Annotated in this window: 18 protein-coding genes; 12 read left to right on the top strand and 6 right to left on the bottom strand. The window is 72.2% G+C overall.

The features are described from left to right. Positions 1–16 precede the first annotated feature (16 nt). Entirely contained in the window at positions 17–856 is an 840-nt protein-coding gene (locus ABIA33_RS26905; protein WP_370085139.1) for a PH domain-containing protein, read from the bottom strand. Positions 857–995: 139 nt separating this feature from the next. On the opposite strand from ABIA33_RS26905, the gene deoC reads away from it, so the two are divergent. The 5 genes from deoC (at position 996) to ABIA33_RS26880 (ending at position 5,654) form a co-directional block, all read left to right on the top strand. Further along, positions 996–1,982, top strand: coding sequence for a deoxyribose-phosphate aldolase (gene deoC, locus ABIA33_RS26900; protein ID WP_370085247.1), 987 nt, complete (start codon positions 996–998; stop codon positions 1,980–1,982). A 3-nt stretch (positions 1,983–1,985) separates the two neighbouring features. Continuing rightward, positions 1,986–3,473, top strand: a complete 1,488-nt coding sequence (locus tag ABIA33_RS26895) for an aldehyde dehydrogenase family protein (RefSeq protein ID WP_370085138.1) — start codon at positions 1,986–1,988, stop codon at positions 3,471–3,473. After that, positions 3,466–4,365, top strand: a complete 900-nt coding sequence (locus ABIA33_RS26890) for an aldehyde dehydrogenase family protein (protein ID WP_370085137.1) — start codon at positions 3,466–3,468, stop codon at positions 4,363–4,365. Before ABIA33_RS26895 ends, ABIA33_RS26890 begins: the two co-directional genes overlap by 8 nt. A 176-nt stretch (positions 4,366–4,541) precedes the next feature. Further along, positions 4,542–4,949, top strand: coding sequence for a DUF3052 domain-containing protein (locus tag ABIA33_RS26885; RefSeq protein WP_370085136.1), 408 nt, complete (start codon positions 4,542–4,544; stop codon positions 4,947–4,949). Positions 4,950–4,970: 21 nt separating this feature from the next. Beyond that, a complete protein-coding gene (locus tag ABIA33_RS26880) occupies positions 4,971–5,654 on the top strand; it encodes an ATP-binding protein (protein ID WP_370085135.1) in 684 nt (227 codons plus the stop codon). 452 nt (positions 5,655–6,106) lie between these two features. On the opposite strand, the gene ABIA33_RS26875 is transcribed toward ABIA33_RS26880, so the two are convergent. Then, positions 6,107–6,967 carry a SigE family RNA polymerase sigma factor gene (locus ABIA33_RS26875; protein ID WP_370085133.1) on the bottom strand — a complete coding sequence of 287 codons (861 nt, stop codon included), beginning with the start codon at positions 6,965–6,967 and terminating at the stop codon, positions 6,107–6,109. A gap of 185 nt (positions 6,968–7,152) precedes the next feature. On the opposite strand from ABIA33_RS26875, the gene ABIA33_RS26870 reads away from it, so the two are divergent. The 5 genes from ABIA33_RS26870 (at position 7,153) to ABIA33_RS26850 (ending at position 11,110) form a co-directional block, all read left to right on the top strand. Further along, positions 7,153–7,830: a response regulator gene (locus ABIA33_RS26870; RefSeq protein ID WP_370085132.1), complete on the top strand. Its 678-nt coding sequence runs from the start codon at positions 7,153–7,155 to the stop codon at positions 7,828–7,830. Positions 7,831–7,922: 92 nt separating this feature from the next. Further along, positions 7,923–9,530, top strand: coding sequence for an ATP-binding protein (locus ABIA33_RS26865; protein ID WP_370085246.1), 1,608 nt, complete (start codon positions 7,923–7,925; stop codon positions 9,528–9,530). Continuing rightward, positions 9,527–10,075 (top strand): hypothetical protein, encoded by a 549-nt coding sequence (locus ABIA33_RS26860; RefSeq protein ID WP_370085131.1) that lies wholly within the window; start codon positions 9,527–9,529, stop codon positions 10,073–10,075. The genes ABIA33_RS26865 and ABIA33_RS26860 overlap by 4 nt, the downstream gene beginning before the upstream one ends. Then, entirely contained in the window at positions 10,072–10,725 is a 654-nt protein-coding gene (locus ABIA33_RS26855) for a VanZ family protein (RefSeq protein WP_370085130.1), read from the top strand. Before ABIA33_RS26860 ends, ABIA33_RS26855 begins: the two co-directional genes overlap by 4 nt. Positions 10,726–10,915: 190 nt before the next feature. Further along, positions 10,916–11,110, top strand: a complete 195-nt coding sequence (locus tag ABIA33_RS26850) for a PspC domain-containing protein (protein WP_370085129.1) — start codon at positions 10,916–10,918, stop codon at positions 11,108–11,110. Positions 11,111–11,210: 100 nt separating this feature from the next. Here the strand turns inward: ABIA33_RS26850 and ABIA33_RS26845 are convergent, their stop codons facing one another. The 3 genes from ABIA33_RS26845 to ABIA33_RS26835 all read right to left on the bottom strand — a co-directional run bounded on the left by ABIA33_RS26845 (position 11,211) and on the right by ABIA33_RS26835 (position 13,963). After that, positions 11,211–11,636, bottom strand: a complete 426-nt coding sequence (locus ABIA33_RS26845) for a hypothetical protein (protein WP_370085128.1) — start codon at positions 11,634–11,636, stop codon at positions 11,211–11,213. A 125-nt stretch (positions 11,637–11,761) separates the two neighbouring features. Next, the gene (locus ABIA33_RS26840) at positions 11,762–12,925 is read right to left on the bottom strand and encodes an adenosine deaminase (protein WP_370085127.1); all 1,164 of its coding nucleotides are present in this window, start codon (positions 12,923–12,925) and stop codon (positions 11,762–11,764) included. Between the two features lie 102 nt (positions 12,926–13,027). Continuing rightward, complete coding sequence (locus tag ABIA33_RS26835) at positions 13,028–13,963, bottom strand: LysR family transcriptional regulator (RefSeq protein WP_370085126.1); 936 nt, start codon at positions 13,961–13,963, stop codon at positions 13,028–13,030. 119 nt (positions 13,964–14,082) lie between these two features. On the opposite strand from ABIA33_RS26835, the gene ABIA33_RS26830 reads away from it, so the two are divergent. Both ABIA33_RS26830 and ABIA33_RS26825 read left to right on the top strand, forming a co-directional pair. Further along, the gene (locus ABIA33_RS26830) at positions 14,083–15,438 is read left to right on the top strand and encodes an MFS transporter (protein WP_370085125.1); all 1,356 of its coding nucleotides are present in this window, start codon (positions 14,083–14,085) and stop codon (positions 15,436–15,438) included. A gap of 9 nt (positions 15,439–15,447) precedes the next feature. Next, on the top strand, positions 15,448–16,005 hold the full coding sequence (locus tag ABIA33_RS26825; RefSeq protein WP_370085124.1) for a Uma2 family endonuclease: 558 nt from the start codon (positions 15,448–15,450) through the stop codon (positions 16,003–16,005). A 56-nt stretch (positions 16,006–16,061) separates the two neighbouring features. On the opposite strand, the gene ABIA33_RS26820 is transcribed toward ABIA33_RS26825, so the two are convergent. Continuing rightward, a complete protein-coding gene (locus tag ABIA33_RS26820; protein ID WP_370085244.1) occupies positions 16,062–17,348 on the bottom strand; it encodes a thymidine phosphorylase in 1,287 nt (428 codons plus the stop codon). Positions 17,349–17,475 lie beyond the last annotated feature (127 nt).

Genomic DNA, 17,475 nt, shown 5'->3' with positions numbered 1-17,475 from the left:
CGGGGGAGCGACAGGCTCAGCTGGTCGCGAACAGCACGACCAGCGCGACCGCGCCGACGACGATCGGGGCGATCAGCCACCAGGTCCAGGCGACGGAGACCGTGCCGACGGCGCTCTCGCGGCCCTCTGCGGCGTCGGCCAGCTCGCGGAGCTCGTCGACGACCTGGTCGGCCCAGGCCCGGGGGGTCTCCGACGCGCCGTACCCGGTGGCGCCGGATCCGCCGCGCGAGCGCAGGCCGGGGCCGCCCACCGGGAACCGGTCGTCGCCACCCGTGCGCCCGCGCCCGCGCCCGGAGCTCTGCTGCGACGCGTCGCCCGCGGCGATCATCGCCCGGCGGTTGGCCCGCTTGCGCTGCCGCAGGGACACCGGCACGGCCCAGAGCTGGAACTTCCTGCCGCCCGCGCGCAGCTCCACCGACAGCGCCGCCTCGATCGACTCGACCTCGCTCCAGGGGGCGCTGACGGTGCGCAGCGGGTTGCGGACCAGCAGCCGGTCCTGGTTCGCCCGGACGCAGGGCCAGACGGTGTAGGCGCCGACGAGCGGAAGCACGAGTACCAGCGTCGCCAGCCCGTACCAGGGCGCACGCCCGTGGCCGATCACCATCGCGTCGATGGAGAGCCACAGCGTGAGGACGATCAGCAGCGATCCGGCGACGGCCCCCATCACCGAGCGGTACGACCGGTCGGCGTAGGCCGGGGAGGCGGGAGTGGCCGCCGGGGCCGGAGACGCTGCCGAGGCTGGGAGGGCGGGGCCGTCGGGAGGCGCGGTGTGGGCGCTGCCGGGGGTGTCTGCTGCCGGGACGTCCGTGCCGGGGGTCTCCTGGCCTGGGGCGTCCTGGCCCTGGGGGTCGCTCATGGTGAACGATTCTGCCTCAGCGTGCCGCCCGGATCATGCGGGGCGCCATTGCGGTATGGCATCGGCGTTACCGGTCGAAAGTCACACCGGGTAGGCGCTGACGAAACGCTACGCGTGTAGATATGCTGGTCTGGTGAGCATGCCCACCACTCCCCCAGCAGCCGCCGACAGGGCCCGCGACGGACTGGCCGAGGTCGCCTCGTCGGAGGCGACCCTGCGCCGCTTCCTGCACGGGCTGCCCGGTATCGACGCCGTCGGCCTCCACTCGCGCGCAGCCTCGCTCGGCACCAGGTCCATCAAGACCACCGCCAAGGCCTACGCCATCGACCTGGCCATCTCCATGATCGACCTGACCACGCTGGAGGGTGCGGACACCCCCGGCAAGGTGCGGTCGCTCTGCGCCAAGGCCATGCGCCCCGACCCCAGCGACCCGACGACACCCCGCGTCGCCGCCGTCTGCGTCTATCCCGACATGGTCCCGTTCGCCCGTGCGGCGGTCGCCGGCAGCGGGGTCCAGGTGGCGTCCGTCGCCACCGCCTTCCCCTCCGGCCGCGCCGGACTGCCGGTCAAGCTCGCCGACACGGCCGAGGCCGTCGCCGCCGGTGCGGACGAGATCGACATGGTCATCGACCGCGGCGCCTTCCTGTCCGGCCGCTACCTGGAGGTCTTCGAGACCATCACGGCGGTCAAGGAGGCCTGCGTCCGTCCCGACGGCAGCGCCGCCCACCTCAAGGTGATCTTCGAGACCGGCGAGCTGCAGACCTACGACAACGTCAGGCGTGCCTCCTGGCTGGCGATGATCGCCGGAGCCGACTTCATCAAGACCTCCACCGGCAAGGTCGCCGTCAACGCCACTCCGCCGGTCACCCTGATCCTGCTGGAGGCGGTGCGCGACTTCCGCGCCGCGACCGGCGTGCAGGTGGGCGTGAAGCCCGCCGGGGGTATCCGTACCACCAAGGACGCCATGAAGTACCTGGTGATGGTGAACGAGACGGTGGGCGACGACTGGCTGTCCCCCGACTGGTTCCGCTTCGGCGCCTCCAGCCTGCTCAACGACCTGCTGATGCAGCGTCAGAAGTTGACCACCGGCCGGTACTCCGGTCCCGACTATGTGACGGTGGACTGAGCCGTGGCGAAGAAGAGCACCCCCCCGACCAAGGCAGCACCCGCCTCCCCCGGCCGCAAGCTGTTCGAGTACGCGCCGGCGCCCGAGTCGCGCGCCGCCGCAGGCGACATCGCGACCTCCTACGGGCACTACATCGGCGGCGAGTTCGTCGAGAGCACCGGCAAGGAAGCCCTCAAGACGATCGACCCCTCCACCGAGCAGGTCCTCGCCGAGTTCGCGCAGGGCACCGAGGAGGACGTCGAGCGCGCGGTCAAGGCCGCCCGCGACGCCTTCCCCGGCTGGTCCGCGCTGCCCGGCGCCGAGCGGGGCAAGTACCTGTTCCGGATCGCCCGGATCATCCAGGAGCGCAGCCGCGAGCTCGCGGTGCTGGAGTCCATCGACAACGGCAAGCCGATCCGCGAGACCCGCGACGTCGACCTGCCGCTGGTCGCCGCACACTTCTTCTACTACGCGGGCTGGGCCGACAAGCTGGAGTTCGCCGGCTACGGGCCGAACCCCCGTCCGGTCGGCGTGGCCGCCCAGGTCATCCCCTGGAACTTCCCGCTGCTGATGCTCGCGTGGAAGATCGCCCCGGCGCTCGCCACCGGCAACACCGTGGTGCTGAAGCCGGCCGAGACGACCCCGCTGACCGCCCTGCGCTTCGCGGACATCTGCGCCCAGGCCGGGCTGCCGAAGGGCGTCGTCAACATCATCACCGGCGACGGCCGTACCGGCGCCGCGCTCACCGGCCACGCCGGCGTGGACAAGGTGGCGTTCACCGGTTCCACCGAGGTCGGCCGCGCCATCGCCCGCACCCTGGCCGGCAGCCGCACCAGGCTCAGCCTCGAACTGGGCGGCAAGGCCGCCAACATCCTCTTCGACGACGCGCCGATCGACCAGGCGGTCGAGGGCATCGTGGACGGCATCTTCTTCAACCAGGGCCACGTCTGCTGCGCCGGCTCGCGGCTGCTGGTCCAGGAGTCGGTCCACGACGAGGTCATGGACTCGCTCAAGCGCCGGATGGCGACGCTGCGGGTCGGCGACCCGCTGGACAAGAACACCGACATCGGCGCGATCAACTCCGCCGCGCAGCTGGCCCGGATCCGCGAGCTCACCGACGCGGGCGAGGCCGAGGGCGCCGAGCGCTGGTCCCCGGCCTGCGAACTCCCCTCCGCCGGCTACTGGTTCGCGCCGACGGTCTTCACCGGCGTCAGCGCCACCCACCGGGTCGCCCGCGAGGAGATCTTCGGCCCGGTGCTGTCCGTGCTGACTTTCCGCACTCCGGAGGAGGCCGTCGCCAAGGCCAACAACACCCCGTACGGCCTGTCGGCCGGCATCTGGACCGAGAAGGGTTCGCGCATCCTCTGGATGGCGTCCCAGCTGCGGGCCGGTGTGGTGTGGTCCAACACCTTCAACAAGTTCGACCCGACCTCGCCCTTCGGCGGCTACAAGGAGTCGGGCTACGGCCGCGAGGGCGGTCGCCACGGCCTGGAGGCCTACCTCGATGTCTGAGACTCAGCAGATCCGCCTGGACGTCATGAAGACCTACAAGCTCTTCGTCGGCGGGAAGTTCCCCCGCTCCGAGAGCGGACGGGTGTACGAGGTGACCGACCGCAAGACCGGCGACTGGCTCGCCAACGCGCCGCAGGGCACCCGCAAGGACACTCGCGACGCCGTCGCCGCCGCCCGCAAGGCCGTCCCCGGCTGGTCCGGCGCGACCGCGTACAACCGCGGCCAGATCCTGTACCGCGCAGCGGAGATGCTGCAGGGCCGCCGCGAGCAGTTCACCGCCGAGGTGGCCGTGAGCGAGGGCATCGGCCTGAAGAAGGCCGCCGCCCTCGTGGACGCGACCATCGACCGCTGGGTCTGGTACGCGGGCTGGACGGACAAGGTCGCCCAGATCGCGGGCTCCGCCAACCCCGTCGCCGGCCCCTACTTCAACCTGTCGACGCCCGAGCCCACCGGCGTCGTCGGCATCGTCGCGCCCCAGACCGGGAACGGCTTCTCGCTGCTCGGCCTGGTCTCGGCGATCGCCCCGGTGATCGCGACCGGCAACACCGCCGTCGTCGCCCTGGCCCCCGACGCGCCGCTGCCCGGACTGTCCCTGGGCGAGGTGCTGGCCACCTCCGACCTCCCCGGCGGAGTGGTCAACCTGATCTCCGGCCGGACCGAGGACATCGCCCCCACCCTCGCCTCGCACCAGGACGTCAACGCCCTCGACCTCACCGGCGTGATTTCGCCCGAAGGTCACGGCTCGGCGCGAGCTCTCGAAGTCCTCGCAGCGGATACCCTTAAACGTGTACGGCGTCCCGACGTCACTGACGACTGGAGCGCCGCTCCGGGCACCGATCGCCTCCTGGCCTTCCTCGAGACCAAGACCGTTTGGCACCCGATGGGAATCTGACCGGACCGGTCGGAAACCCCCACAAGCCGGGCGGCCCGCCCCACCCCCCCTGGGCCCGGTCGTCCGTTGAGAACGGGCACGCGCTCCTCCCCCCCGAGTGCGTGCCCGTTCGCTTTGCCGATACTCCCCCGCGCCGATCAACGTTCGATCAACGAGGCCCGGCATGATGGTTGGCTATGACTGGTCCTGGGTATTCCGGCACCCCGCTGGCGAAGAAGTTGCGCATCAAGGAGGGGCACCGGGTGGCCCTGGTGCGGGCCCCCGACGGGTGGGAGATCCCCGGGCTGCCGGGCGGGGTGGAGCGGGTGGACGCGGTCGCGGAGGCCGATGTCACAGTCGCGTTCTTCCGCACCGCGGACGAGCTGCGGGCCGAGACGGCCAGGCTGGTCGCCGCGTTGGCGCCGGCGGCTTGCCTCTGGATCGCCTGGCCCCGGCGCGCGGCCGGGCACCGGAGCGACATCACCGACAACCTGCTGCGCGAACTGTTCCTGCCGACGGGCGTGGTCGACGTCAAGGTCGCCGCCCTGGGGGAGGACTGGTCCGGGCTGGCCTTCGTCTGGAGGCTGGAGAATCGCCCCGGCTGACATACGTCAGACTGGTGTCTTGTGAGCAGCCTCCCCGAGAACACCACCTTGCCCGCGCGCGTCGTCCTGCTGTGCGGGCCGTCGGGGTCGGGGAAGTCGACGCTGGCGGAGCGGGCCGGACTGCCGGTGCTGCAGCTCGACGACTTCTACAAGGACGGCGACGACCCGACGCTGCCGCGAGTGCCGCGAGCGCCGCAGACGGCGGGCGGCGGTAGTGGCAGCGGCGACGGCGACGGCGGTGTCACGGACTGGGACCACCCCGCCTCCTGGCACGCGGACGACGCGATGGCGGCGATCCGGCGGCTGTGCTCGGAGGGCCGGGCGGAGATTCCGGTGTACTCGATTCCCGACAACGGCCGAGTGGGGATGCACACCTTGGAGCTGGACGGCGCCACCGCGTTCATCGCCGAGGGGATCTTCGCCGCCGAGATCGTGCGGCGCTGCGAGGCGGAGGGGCTGCTGGGTGACGCGATCTGCCTGCGCAACCGCCCCACGGCGACGGCCTGGCGGCGCTTCCGCCGGGACGTGCGCGAGCGACGCAAGTCCGTTCCCTACCTACTGCACCGCGGCTGGCGGCTGATGCGCGCGGAACGCGGCATCGTGGCCCGCCAGATCGCCCAGGGCGCCTACCCCTGCCACGGCGACGCAGCACTGACCCGCATCCGCGCGGCCGCAGACCAACCCGCGGCCCTCCCCGTCAGCTGACGCACCCGCCCAGCCCACGGCGCCGACGGTCAACTCGACCACGGAGCGCAGGAGCGCGGAGCGCGCCCGCGCGGAACAGCGATGGCGAGGCCCGGCCGCACCCAACAGACCCGCGCGAAGCGCGCCCGCGCGCGGACCGGCGACGGCGAACCCCGGCGGACACCTAACAGGCCAGAGCAAAGCGCGCCCGCGCGCGGAGCGGCGATGGCGAAGCCGAGCGGGACGGAACACAGACCCGCGCGGAGCGCAGACGCGCGGAACGGGCCCGGCGTCCCTCCCCCGAGGTTGCCGTGCCCGTTCCGTTTCCTGCTGTCGCGGGTTCCCCGGCTCCCCCGAGCCGGGCCCCCACCCGCGACTTCCCCCCACATCCCCCGGGAGTGCGGGCCCATGATCCCCCCGGATCACGCGGCTCCCCGTGGTCGTACGTCCCTCGGCGGGACCGGTCGCCTCCCTCAGGCGACCAGCTCGCCGAAAGCCTCACCCAGGTCACCGTCGCGCGAGGCCAGGATCTCGTCCTCGCGCAGCCGGCGCAGGGCGCGCCAGATGCTGCTCTTCACCGTGCCGACGCTGATGTTGAGCACGTCGGCGATCTCCGGGTCGGTGCGGCCCTCGTAGTAGCGCAGAACCAGCATGGTGCGCTGGGTCTCCGGGAGCTTGGCGAGCGCCTGCCACAGGACGGCGCGCAACTCCGTGCCGCCCATGGCGTCGGTGTCGCCGACGGTCTCCGGCATCTCCTCGGTCGGGTACTCGTTGACCTTGCGACGGCGCCACGCGGAAATGTGCAGGTTGGTCATGGTGCGCCGCATGTACCCGCCGACCGCGGCCTTGTCGGTGATCCGGTCCCAGGCGCGGTAGGTGCTGAAGAGCGCGCTCTGCAGCAGGTCCTCGGCGGCGAAGCGGTCGCCGGTCAGGTGGTAGGCGGTGGCGTACAGGGAGGCGCGACGCTCGCGGACGTAGGCCGAGAACTCCTCCTCGTTGGTTCGCGAGGTGTCGTGCGAGTGCTCCCCGGACGCACCTCCCTGTACACCGACCGGTACGGCGGTCTGCTGGCCGCTTCCCGCCGCACCCCCCGGGAGCTCGCGGACGGTGGTGCTGCGCACCACACCCCGGAGCGTGAGCGTCATGGTGGTCGAGCCGTCGTGGGCACCCTGCGTGGAGTGCAGACCCTGGCGGCCGATGCCGTGCAGGGACTGTCGGTGCGCCGACGGCTGGACGGTGTGCTGAGTGCCGTGCTGCGTGCCGTGCTGGTTCGCGTGCACAGGGCGCGCAGCGCGAAGTGCCGCGGCGCTCCGGGCCTCGATGACTGCGTTCATGCTGCGCTCCCTGGTGGATGTTGGTACTGGGTGTCGTGGTCCCCCGACTCCGACATGCAAAAGCTTGCCCCCGTCGGGTCATGGCCGTGTCCGTCGACTGTCACAGCCCTGTCACAGAGGCCCGAATCGGGAGGAAGCGGCAGGGGGGTCGTTTGCCGCCACGGTGATGAGTCAGAATGGCTGCCGTGTCTCATCTGCTGCTCATCGAGGACGACGACGCCATCCGCACGGGTCTCGAACTCGCGCTGACCAGGCAGGGCCATCAGGTATCGGCCGCTGCCTCGGGCGAGGACGGCTTGAAACTGTTCAAGGAGAAGCGTCCCGACCTCATCGTCCTGGACGTGATGCTCCCCGGTATCGACGGCTTCGAGGTCTGCCGCCGGATCCGCCGCACCGACCAGCTGCCGATCATCCTGCTGACCGCCCGCAGCGACGACATCGACGTGGTGGTGGGCCTGGAGTCGGGCGCGGACGACTACGTGGTGAAGCCGGTGCAGCCGCGGGTGCTGGACGCCCGGATCAGGGCGGTGCTGCGTCGGGGCGAGCGGGAGAGTTCCGACTCCTCGGCGTACGGTGACGTGGTGATCGACCGCAGCGCGATGACGGTCACCAAGGCGGGCGCCGACCTGCAGCTGACGCCCACCGAGCTGCGCCTGCTGCTGGAGTTGAGCCAGCGGCCCGGCCAGGCGCTGTCCCGGCAGCAGTTGCTGCGGCTGGTGTGGGAGCACGACTACCTGGGCGACTCGCGCCTGGTCGACGCCTGCGTGCAGCGGCTGCGGGCGAAGGTGGAGGACGTACCGTCGGAGCCGACGCTGATCCGTACGGTGCGCGGCGTGGGCTACCGGCTGGACCCGCCGCAGTAGTCCTTCCAGTCCCCCGACCCTCCCCTTTTACGACCAGTCAGAACCGAAGCAGCGAAGGCGACGTGACGGACCATCCAAGAGCCCTGCCCGGCATGTGGCTGGCACGGCGCCTCCGACTGACCTCCCTGCGGATACGGCTGATCGCCGTGTTCGCGCTGGTGGCGCTGGCCGCGGCGGTGTCCGCGTCGGGAATCGCCTACTGGCTGAACCGGGACGCGGTGCTGAAACGGACCCAGGACAACGCGCTCATCGCCTTCCGCGGCTCGCTGAGCGGGACGATCACCGAGCTTCCGTTGCAGCCCACCTGCGACGAGTTGCAGCGGGCCGCGAGCGTGATCGCGCACGCGGGGCTGCAGTACAGCGTGGTCCTGGTGAGCGACACCTGTTCGGTGTCCTCGGACCCGACGTTCAGCGCGCCGATGGTTCCGGCGGCCCTGCAGCGCTCGGTGACCAGCCCCTGCGCGCACTGCACCACCGCGCCGGGCAGGTACCACCTGTTCTGGCAGCGGGTCACCATGGCCGGCACGCCCTACCTGATCGGCGGCACCCGGGTGCAGCCCACGGGTCCAACCGCGTACATGTTCAAGTCGCTGGACGACGAGCGCAAGGACATGGACTCGCTGGCCTGGTCACTGGGCATCGCGACGCTGCTGGCGCTGGTCGGCTCGGCGCTGCTGGCACAGGCAGCGGCGTCGACGGTGCTGCGCCCGGTGGCGCGGCTGGGCGACGCGGCCCGGCAGTTGGGCGCGGGGCGTCTGGACACCCGGCTCGAGGTGAGCGGCGCGGCCGAGCTCGCGGAGCTGTCGCACACCTTCAACCAGACCGCCGAGGCGTTGCAGGCCCAGGTCGAGGAGCTGAGCGCGCGCGAGCACGCAAGCCGCCGCTTCGTCGCCGACATGTCGCACGAGCTGCGCACACCACTGACCGCGATGACGGCGGTGACGGACATCCTGGAGGATGAGGCCGACACGCTGGACCCGATGATCGCCCCGGCGGTGCGCCTGGTCGTCAGCGAGACCCGCAGACTCACCGAACTGGTCGAGAACCTGATGGAGGTCACCCGCTTCGACGCCGGTACGGCGAAGGTGGTGCTGGACGAGATCGACGTGTCCGACCTGATCACCTCCTGCATCGACACCCGCGCCTGGCTGGACGCCGTGGAGCTGGACGCGCCGCGCGGCATCGTCGCGCGGGTCGACCCGCGCCGGGTGGACGTGATCCTGGCGAACCTGATCGGCAACGCGCTGAAGCACGGCGGGTCCCCGGTGCGGGTGCAGGTCAGGGTGGACGACTCCTGGCTGGTGGTGCAGGTCGCCGACGGCGGACCCGGCATCCCCGACGACGTGCTGCCCCATGTGTTCGACCGCTTCTTCAAGGCGGACGCGGCGCGGCGGCGGTCCGAGGGCAGCGGTCTCGGCCTGTCCATCGCCATGGAGAACGCCCGTATCCACGGCGGCACGATCACGGCCGCGAACGGGCCGGACCGGGGTGCGGTGTTCACGCTGAGCCTGCCGATGAACCCGGCTGTGGCGGCCGGGCACCCCCTGGCTCCGGACGGCGGCCCGAGCGTGGCCCGGCCGGAGCCGGGTGCCGCGGACGGCACCGCCGACACCGTCAAGCGGCACGATGACCGGAACGACAACGGGGGCAACGAGGACGGCACCAACGAGGACGGCACTGTGAAGGGCAACGACGCGTGAAGCACGGCACCGCAGTCCACCGGAGCACCGCGCGCCCGCGCGTGGTCGCAACCGCGCCGGCGGGTGACACCTCCCGTCGCACCGGTCGCGCCGGCGGGCTCGCCGTCGTCGGCGTGCTGGCCGCGGTGCTGGCGGTTGCGCTCAGCGGCTGCGGGATCCGCGACACGGCGGTCCCGGTCGACGCGGGCGACGCGGCGTCACGGACCGCCTGTCCGCCGCCGCCGAACGCGACCCTCTCCGCGTTGGAGCGCGACGAGAGCCTGCTGCCGACGGCCCCGACCACGGGGCCGATCGGGCGGGTGATCTGGCCGCCCGCCTCCGCCAAGGCGTGGGACAAGGCCCATGCCCTGGCCACGCATTCGTCCACCCCGGCCCCTTCGGCGACCGGCCCCACCGCGGCCGACGGCACGCTGTCCTGCCTCCACGTCAGCTCCAGTCCGACGGCGAGCACTTCCGCGACACCGGCACCCACGTCCACCCTCACGCCCACGAGCGCCGCCTCGAACGCCGCGTCGAACGCGGCATCGACCACCGCGTCCCCATGAGCCCCGTACGTCCCGCCCGCGAGAACGGTGGAACCGAGAAGCCCGCGACGCGCGTCCTCCCCGGCGTGCAGCGAGGAAACGCCGGCGTGCGGACCGGTATCGGCCAGCGGTTCCCCGAGGGGGACCACCCCGGCGACCTGGCGACCGTGCACCGAGGCGCGCGGCGTCTGGGGCTGCTGCTGCTCGCGGTGCATCTGGGGCTCGTCCTCTGGGCCGCGTTCCTGCCGGTGTCGGCGGCCTGGATGGCCGACACCAATCTGACGCCCTTCGCGACGGTCCACGCCGAGCTCCTCGCCGGGACCTCCCACGCTTATCTGGAGATCGCCCGCGGGCTGCTTCTGCTCGCCCCGCTGGGCGTGCTGCTGCCGCTCGCCGGCGGACGGGCGAACGCCACCACGCTGTCGTCCTTCTTCCGCACCGTCTTCGCCGGGGTGCTGCTCGCCACCGGCCTCGAGGTGCTGCAGTCCACGCTGACGAGCCACCTGCTGGACGTGGACGACGTGCTGCTGGCGGCGATCGGCATCGCTGCCGCCCACCTCGCGTTCGTCCCGCTGACCCGGGCGGCGCTGCGCCACAGGGGCCGTTCCCGCGAGGCAAGCGGCGTACGCGCGACCGCGGCAGCCTTCGAGATCGCACACTCGGCCCGCTGAAGGCCGCTGAGCTGGGCGGACGGACGGGTTCTCAGGGGTGACCCGGAGAGCGTCCCGGAGAGTCGGTCATCCCGGGGCGGGGGCCCGGCAGGGGTCGGAATCGTCGACCGGGCGGACGTTCGGCCGGGTTCGGGGCGGCAGGCTGGAAGCACCACAACGGAGCACCGCCGAACACCCGATGGAGCAGATCATGAACGCCGCCGCCACCACCCTCGCCCGTCCCCGCCACGACCGCGTCATCGCCGGTGTCTGCGCGGGAATCGCGAAGCGCTTCGGGGTGAGCGCGCTGACCGTACGCGTGCTCTTCCTGCTCTCCTGCCTGCTGCCGGGCCCGCAGTTCCTGGTCTACCTCGCGCTCTGGCTGCTGCTCCCCCAGGAGCCGTGAACCCCCGGCCGGACCCGTACCCGGGCCGGGTCCGTCACCCGAGTGGTGACGGACCCGGCCCGGGTCGCGTCCGGCTTCCGCGTCGAGCTCCGACCGCGGGTCAGCCGGCCAGCCCGCCCGGGACCGGCAGGGCCTGCGTGGCCGCACCGAGGCCCGGCAGGCTGCTGACGGGCAGGCTGCCGACCCCCGGAAGCCCCACCGGGAGCCCGCCCGGCAGCCCTCGGGTCGGGGAGGTCGCCTGGCTCAGTCCGGAGACCGCCTGGGCGGCGTTCTGCACGGCCGGAGCCGCCGCGTTGACCAGGCCCTGCGCCGTGCCGGTGACCGCGTGCACGCTCGCGTTCTGGGAGCCGAGGACCTGGCCGCCCTCCGAGTTGGGGGTGCCCGCCAACCCGTTGGGGAGTCCCCCGGTGGGCAGCCCGCCGAGCGCTCCGCCCAGTGCGTCCGCGGCCGCCGGGGTAACGGCAGCCGCGGCGAGCGCGACACCGAGCACGGCGGTTCCGGCGGCTTGGAGCATTGCCTTTTTCATGAGCTGGTTCCTCGTGTCCTCGGATGGGGCCGTGGCGAGCCTTTCGGCTACGCCACGTGCTCGACTGGCGGCCCAACGTATCCACGAGGCGCTTTCCGCCCCAAATCTCCCGTCCCCTGATCGGCCTAACCGCGCAGGCGGTTCACCGACTCGTATCCCGGCTTGATGACGTCGTTGATCAGCGCGAGCCGCTCGTCGAAGGGGATGAACGCCGACTTCATCGCGTTGATGGTGAACCAGCGCAGGTCGTCCAGGGTGTAGCCGAACGCCTCCACCAGGTGCTCGAACTCGCGGCTCAGGGTGGTGCCGGACATCAGGCGGTTGTCGGTGTTCACCGTCACCCGGAAGTGCAACCGCCGCAGCAGGCCGATCGGGTGCTCGGTGTAGGAGACGGCCGCGCCGGTCTGCAGGTTCGAGGTGGGGCACATCTCCAGCGGCACCCGGCGGTCGCGGACGTACTCGGCGAGGCGCCCCAGCTTGACGCCGCCGTCCTCGGCGACGGCGATGTCGTCGATGATCCGCACCCCGTGGCCCAGGCGGTCGGCGCCGCAGATCTGCAGCGCCTCCCAGATGGAGGGCAGTCCGAACGCCTCGCCGGCGTGGATGGTGAAGTGGTTGTTGTCGCGCTTGAGATAGTCGAAGGCGTCGAGGTGCCGGGTCGGTGGGTGGCCTGCCTCGGCTCCGGCGATGTCGAAGCCGACGACACCCATGTCCCGGTAGCGGTTCGCCAGTTCGGCGATCTCACGGGAGCGGGCGGCGTGCCGCATCGCGGTGATCAGCGTGCCGACCCGGATCTGCTGGCCCTTCGCGGCGGCGCGGGCCTCGCCGGCCCGGAATCCCTCGTTGACGGCCTCGACCACCTGGTCGAGAGTCAGCCCGCCCTCCAGGTGCTGCTCGGGCGCGTAGCGGACCTCGGCGTAGACGACGCCGTCGGCGGCGAGGTCCTCGGCGCAGTCGGCGGCGACCCGGATCAGGGCCTCGCGGGTCTGCATGACGGCGCAGGTGTGCGCGAAGGTCTCCAGGTAGAGCTCCAGCGAGCCGGAGTCGGCAGCCTCGCGGAACCAGGCGCCGAGCTCGGCGGGGTCGGGCTGCTTCCCGTTGGCGAAGCCGGGCAGTCCCTGGTAGCCGACGGCGTCCGCGAGTTCGACGATCGTCTCGGGGCGCAGCCCGCCGTCGAGGTGGTCGTGCAGCAGCACCTTGGGAACACGACGGATCTCGTCAGCGCTGGGCAGCCGCGGCGTCGCGGGGGATGTGGCAGGGGTGTCTGTGGGGGTGAGGGTGCTCTCCATCGGTCAACGATACCTCCTACGCGCGTAGACGGAGAACGCCGCGAGGACGACGTTCTGCACAACATTCCGCACACCGTTGTGGACATGCCCGGGGTCCGGGCCCTAGCTGTGCAGCGGCAGCCGGTCCCGCGCCGACAGGACGTACCCGCGGAAGGCCTCGGCGGGTGGCGTGAGCGGACGTCCCGTCACCCAGGCCAGAGCGATCTCCCGGCGCGCTCCGGGAGACGAGAGCTGCAGCTCGGCCACGTCCGGACGGGGCGCCGTGGCGGGCGGCAGCACCGCGACGCCGAGCCCCGCGGCGACCAGTCCGCGGAGCGTCTCCGCCTCCTCGCCCTCGAAGGACACCCGCGGCGCGAACCCCGCCTCCGCGCACAGCGCGTCGGTGATCCGCCGCAGGCCGTATCCGGGCTCCAGGGTGACGAAGGCGTCGTCGGCGACCTCCTGGAGCCGCACCCGCTGCCGTCCCGCGAGCCGGTGGTCGGCCGGAACCACGAGGCGCAGCCGCTGCTCGCCGAGCCGGCGCGCCGTGAGCTCGGGCCCCTCCGGGCGCGGCGAGACCAGACAGAGGTCGAGCTCGCCCTCGCGCAGCCGCTGGAGCATGGAGTCGGTGTAGTCCTGCACCAGCTGGAAGCGGACCTTCGGGTACTCCACCCGGAAGCCCCGGAGCAGCATCGGCACCGCCTCCGAACCCATGGTGTGCAGAAAGCCGAAGGCCACCCGGCCGCCGGTCGGGTCCGCCTCGGCCCGCGCCGCCTCCGCGCCCCGCTCCACCTCGGCGAGCGCCCGCTCCGCCGCGGCGAGGAAGATCCGCCCGGCGCGGGTCAGCCGCACCGTGCGGCCCTCCCGGGCCAGCAGAGTCACCCCCAACTCCTCCTCGAGCCGGGCGACGGCGCGGCTCAGCGTCGGCTGCGGCATCCCCAACTCGGCTGCCGCCCTGGTCACATGCTCCAGCCGGGCGACCGCGGCGAACTGGGCCAGCAGCGGCGCGAGCAGCACGCCGGGCGCGTCCGGCGCGAGCTCGACGGTGATCGCGGGCATGTCTTCTGCGTCACGTGGCCGTTTCGGACTGCCCGTCGACCTCTGCTCATACCTCACAGCATCAATCATCTCTCTTTCATGCATTGGACGCATCAGCCGACCGAGCCTAGGTTCAGAGTATGCCGCCTGCCACTAGCGGGGCATTCGACGACCAGCCGTCGAGTGCCCTCATCTCGTCGCCCCGTACCGAAGCCGCAGCGCCCGCCACTGCCATCGCCACGTCGACCGCCACCGCGACCGCGACCGCCGCGAGGCTCGCGGACCTGCGCCACCTTCCCGGCAGCCGCGGCCTGCGCCGCACGCAGCTCGCCCTGTTCGGCGCCGGTCTCGCCACGTTCCTGCTGCTCTACTCCACCCAGGCGCTGCTGCCGGCGCTCTCCGCCGACCTGCGGCTGACGCCGGGTCAGGCCAGTCTCACCGTCTCCGCCGCGGCGATCGGCCTCGCCCTCGCGGTGATCCCGATCAGCGCCCTGTCGGAGAAGTACGGCCGCACGGCCGTGATGACGGCCTCCGTGTTCAGCGCCGCCGCCATCGCCCTGATCCTCCCCCTCGCGCCGGACCTCACCACCCTCACCGCCCTGCGCGCCCTCCAGGGCGTCGCCCTGGCCGGACTGCCCGCGACCGCGATGGCCTACCTCGCGGAGGAGGTGCACCCGACGGCGCTGGCCTCCGCCATGGGCCTGTACGTCGCGGGCAACAGCATCGGCGGGATGAGCGGGCGGCTGGTCTCGGGCGTCATCGCGGGCTCGTTCGGCTGGCGCTGGGGGCTGGCCGCAGTGGCCGTGCTCTCCCTGCTCTGCGCCGTCGCCTTCCGGGTGCTCATTCCCCGGGCCCAGTACTTCCGCCGGGGACCGGTCAACCCGGCCGCCCTGCTCCGCACCGTCACCTCGCACCTGCACAACCCGCTGCTCGGCCGGCTGTTCGCGCTGGGCCTGCTGTTCATGACGGTCTTCGGCGCGGTCTACACCGTGATGGGCTACCGGCTGGTCGCGGCGCCGTTCAACCTCCCCCAGGGGCTGGCGAGTTCCATCTTCGCCGTCTACCTCGTCGGCACCTTCGCCTCCGCCGCCTCGGCCCGGGTCACCGGCCGCTTCGGCCGGCGCGGCACGCTGTACCTCGCGATCGGGACGACGACGGCCGGGCTGCTGCTCACCCTCCCGGACTCGCTCCCCACCGCGCTGCTGGGCCTGGTCCTGATCACGGCGGGCTTCTTCACCGGCCACTGCGTGGCGTCGGCCTCGGTCGGCCGCACCGCCACCCACGGCCGCGCCCAGGCCTCCGCGCTCTACCTGGCGGCCTACTACCTCGGCAACAGCCTCGGCGGCACCCTCGGCGCCAACGCCTACCACTCGGGCGGATGGAACGGCACCGTCCTGGTCGCCCTCGCCGCCATGGCCCTCGCCGCATGCGTCACCCTCTACGGCACCGTCCACGCCCGCACCACGGCAGGCCACGCGGTGGCCGCTGCTCGTTAGACTCGGGCCATGAGCAGCGATCCTGCCACATACGCCCGGTTGCGAGAGATCGCCGGCCAGCTGCCGCAGATCCCGGGAACAGGGCAGGTGGAGATCGCCAACGGGGTGATCGTCATGATGATTTCCCCCGTCAGGAGGCACGAGCTCGCGGTCATCCGCATCGGCAAGCAGCTCAACGAGCAGCTCGACCGGACCCACCCCGGATTCGTGGCCCACGCGGGGGCCGACCTCGAGGACATCGGCCTGGCGAGGCTGCGCCGCCCCGATCTCATGGTCTTCCCGGAGTCGATCCTGGAGGAGGACGCAGCAGCGGTCTATCCCGCCGACGTCCTCCTGGCCGTGGAGATCGTCTCGAAGTCCAACCCCGAGAACGACTACGAGGAGAAGGTCAGGGACTACTCCGCCATGGGCATCCCGCTCTACCTCATCGTCGACCCACGTGACGGGACCGGCATCGTCCACTCCCAGCCCAGGTACGCCCGCCGCGAGAGCTTCGCCTTCGGCGACACCGTGCCCGTGGGCCCGTGGCGGATCGACACCAGCGGACTGCTCACCTACGGGAAGTGACCCGCGAACCGGCCGCCGGAGGATGCCTCCGGCGGCCGGCGGCCGTTCCGAACGCGTCAGGCGATGCGGTCCAGGATGATCGGGGCCGGGTCGAACGCGGTCCCGGCCGGGGCGATGGTGATGCCGTCGGTGAGGGCTTCCAGGGCGTAGGCGAAGCGCTCCGGGGTGTCGGTGTGGAGCGTGAGCAGCGGCTGCCCCTCCCGTACCGTCGCGCCGGGCTTGGCGTGGAGCTCGACGCCGGCGCCCGCCTGCACCGGGTCCTCCTTGCGGGCGCGGCCGGCGCCCAGGCGCCAGGCGGCGACGCCGACCGCGTAGGCGTCCAGCTCGGTGAGGACGCCGGAGCCGGTGGCCGTGACGACGTGCTGCTCGCGGGCCACCGGCAGGGGCGCGTCGACGTCGCCGCCCTGGGCGGAGATCATGCGGCGCCAGTGGTCCATGGCGGAGCCGTCCTTGAGGGCCGTCTCCGGGTCCTTGCCGCCCGCGACGCCGGCGGCGGCGAGCATCTCGCGGGCGAGCGCGAGGGTCAACTCGACGACGTCGGCGGGGCCGCCGCCCGCGAGCACCTCGACCGACTCGCGGACCTCGAGCGCGTTGCCCGCGGTCAGGCCGAGCGGGGTGGACATGCCAGTGAGCAGCGCGACTGTGTTCACGCCGGCCGCCTGGCCGAGGCCGACCATGGTGCGGGCGAGTTCCTGGGCCTGGGGCAGGGACTTCATGAACGCACCGGTGCCGACCTTGACGTCCAGGACCAGCGCGCCGGTGCCCTCGGCGATCTTCTTGGACATGATGGAGCTGGCGATCAGCGGGATCGCCTCGACCGTTCCGGTGACGTCGCGCAGCGCGTACAGCTTCTTGTCGGCGGGGGCGAGGCCGTCGCCGGCCGCGCAGATGACCGCCCCGGCCTCGCGCAGCACGTGCATCATCTCGTCGTTGCTGAGCAGGGCGCGCCAGCCGGGGATGGACTCCAGCTTGTCCAGGGTGCCGCCGGTGTGGCCGAGGCCGCGTCCGGAGAGCTGGGGCACGGCCGCGCCGCAGGCGGCGACGAGCGGGGCGAGCGGAAGCGTGATCTTGTCGCCGACGCCGCCGGTGGAGTGCTTGTCCGAGGTCGGCAGCGGGAGGGAGGAGAAGTCCATCCGGACGCCGGAGCGGATCATCGCGTCGGTCCAGCGGCTGATCTCGCGCAGGTTCATGCCGTTGAGGAGGATCGCCATGGCAAGAGCGGACATCTGCTCGTCGGCGACCTCGCCGCGTGTGTAGGCGTCGATCACCCAGTCGATCTGGGCGTCGCTGAGCTCGGCACGGTCGCGCTTGGCGCGGATGACGGAGATGGCGTCCATGGAGATCTCCTCGGGAGGGTTCAGGAGGTGGGTTCAGGAGGGTGGATTCAGGAGGGGTCGACCGGGTGGGTACAAGCGAGTGGCGCGGTACGGGAAACCGTACCGCGCCACTCTACGCGCGTTGCGCTGCTGC

This window comes from Streptacidiphilus sp. MAP12-16 (assembly GCF_041262165.1).
GTDB lineage: Bacteria > Actinomycetota > Actinomycetes > Streptomycetales > Streptomycetaceae > Streptacidiphilus.
This window is presented reverse-complemented; position numbering and strand designations above follow the sequence as displayed.

Coding starts and splice junctions, on each gene's coding strand:
- ABIA33_RS26885 (WP_370085136.1), top strand. CDS start 4,542: ATGACTGGTCCTGGGTATTCCGGCACCCCGCTGGCGAAGAAGTTGCGC.
- ABIA33_RS26845 (WP_370085128.1), bottom strand. CDS start 11,636: ATGAAAAAGGCAATGCTCCAAGCCGCCGGAACCGCCGTGCTCGGTGTC.
- ABIA33_RS26830 (WP_370085125.1), top strand. CDS start 14,083: ATGCCGCCTGCCACTAGCGGGGCATTCGACGACCAGCCGTCGAGTGCC.
- ABIA33_RS26875 (WP_370085133.1), bottom strand. CDS start 6,967: ATGAACGCAGTCATCGAGGCCCGGAGCGCCGCGGCACTTCGCGCTGCG.
- ABIA33_RS26890 (WP_370085137.1), top strand. CDS start 3,466: ATGTCTGAGACTCAGCAGATCCGCCTGGACGTCATGAAGACCTACAAG.
- ABIA33_RS26840 (WP_370085127.1), bottom strand. CDS start 12,925: ATGGAGAGCACCCTCACCCCCACAGACACCCCTGCCACATCCCCCGCG.
- ABIA33_RS26865 (WP_370085246.1), top strand. CDS start 7,923: ATGTGGCTGGCACGGCGCCTCCGACTGACCTCCCTGCGGATACGGCTG.
- ABIA33_RS26825 (WP_370085124.1), top strand. CDS start 15,448: ATGAGCAGCGATCCTGCCACATACGCCCGGTTGCGAGAGATCGCCGGC.
- ABIA33_RS26850 (WP_370085129.1), top strand. CDS start 10,916: ATGAACGCCGCCGCCACCACCCTCGCCCGTCCCCGCCACGACCGCGTC.
- ABIA33_RS26835 (WP_370085126.1), bottom strand. CDS start 13,963: ATGCCCGCGATCACCGTCGAGCTCGCGCCGGACGCGCCCGGCGTGCTG.
- deoC (WP_370085247.1), top strand. CDS start 996: ATGCCCACCACTCCCCCAGCAGCCGCCGACAGGGCCCGCGACGGACTG.
- ABIA33_RS26855 (WP_370085130.1), top strand. CDS start 10,072: ATGAGCCCCGTACGTCCCGCCCGCGAGAACGGTGGAACCGAGAAGCCC.
- ABIA33_RS26905 (WP_370085139.1), bottom strand. CDS start 856: ATGAGCGACCCCCAGGGCCAGGACGCCCCAGGCCAGGAGACCCCCGGC.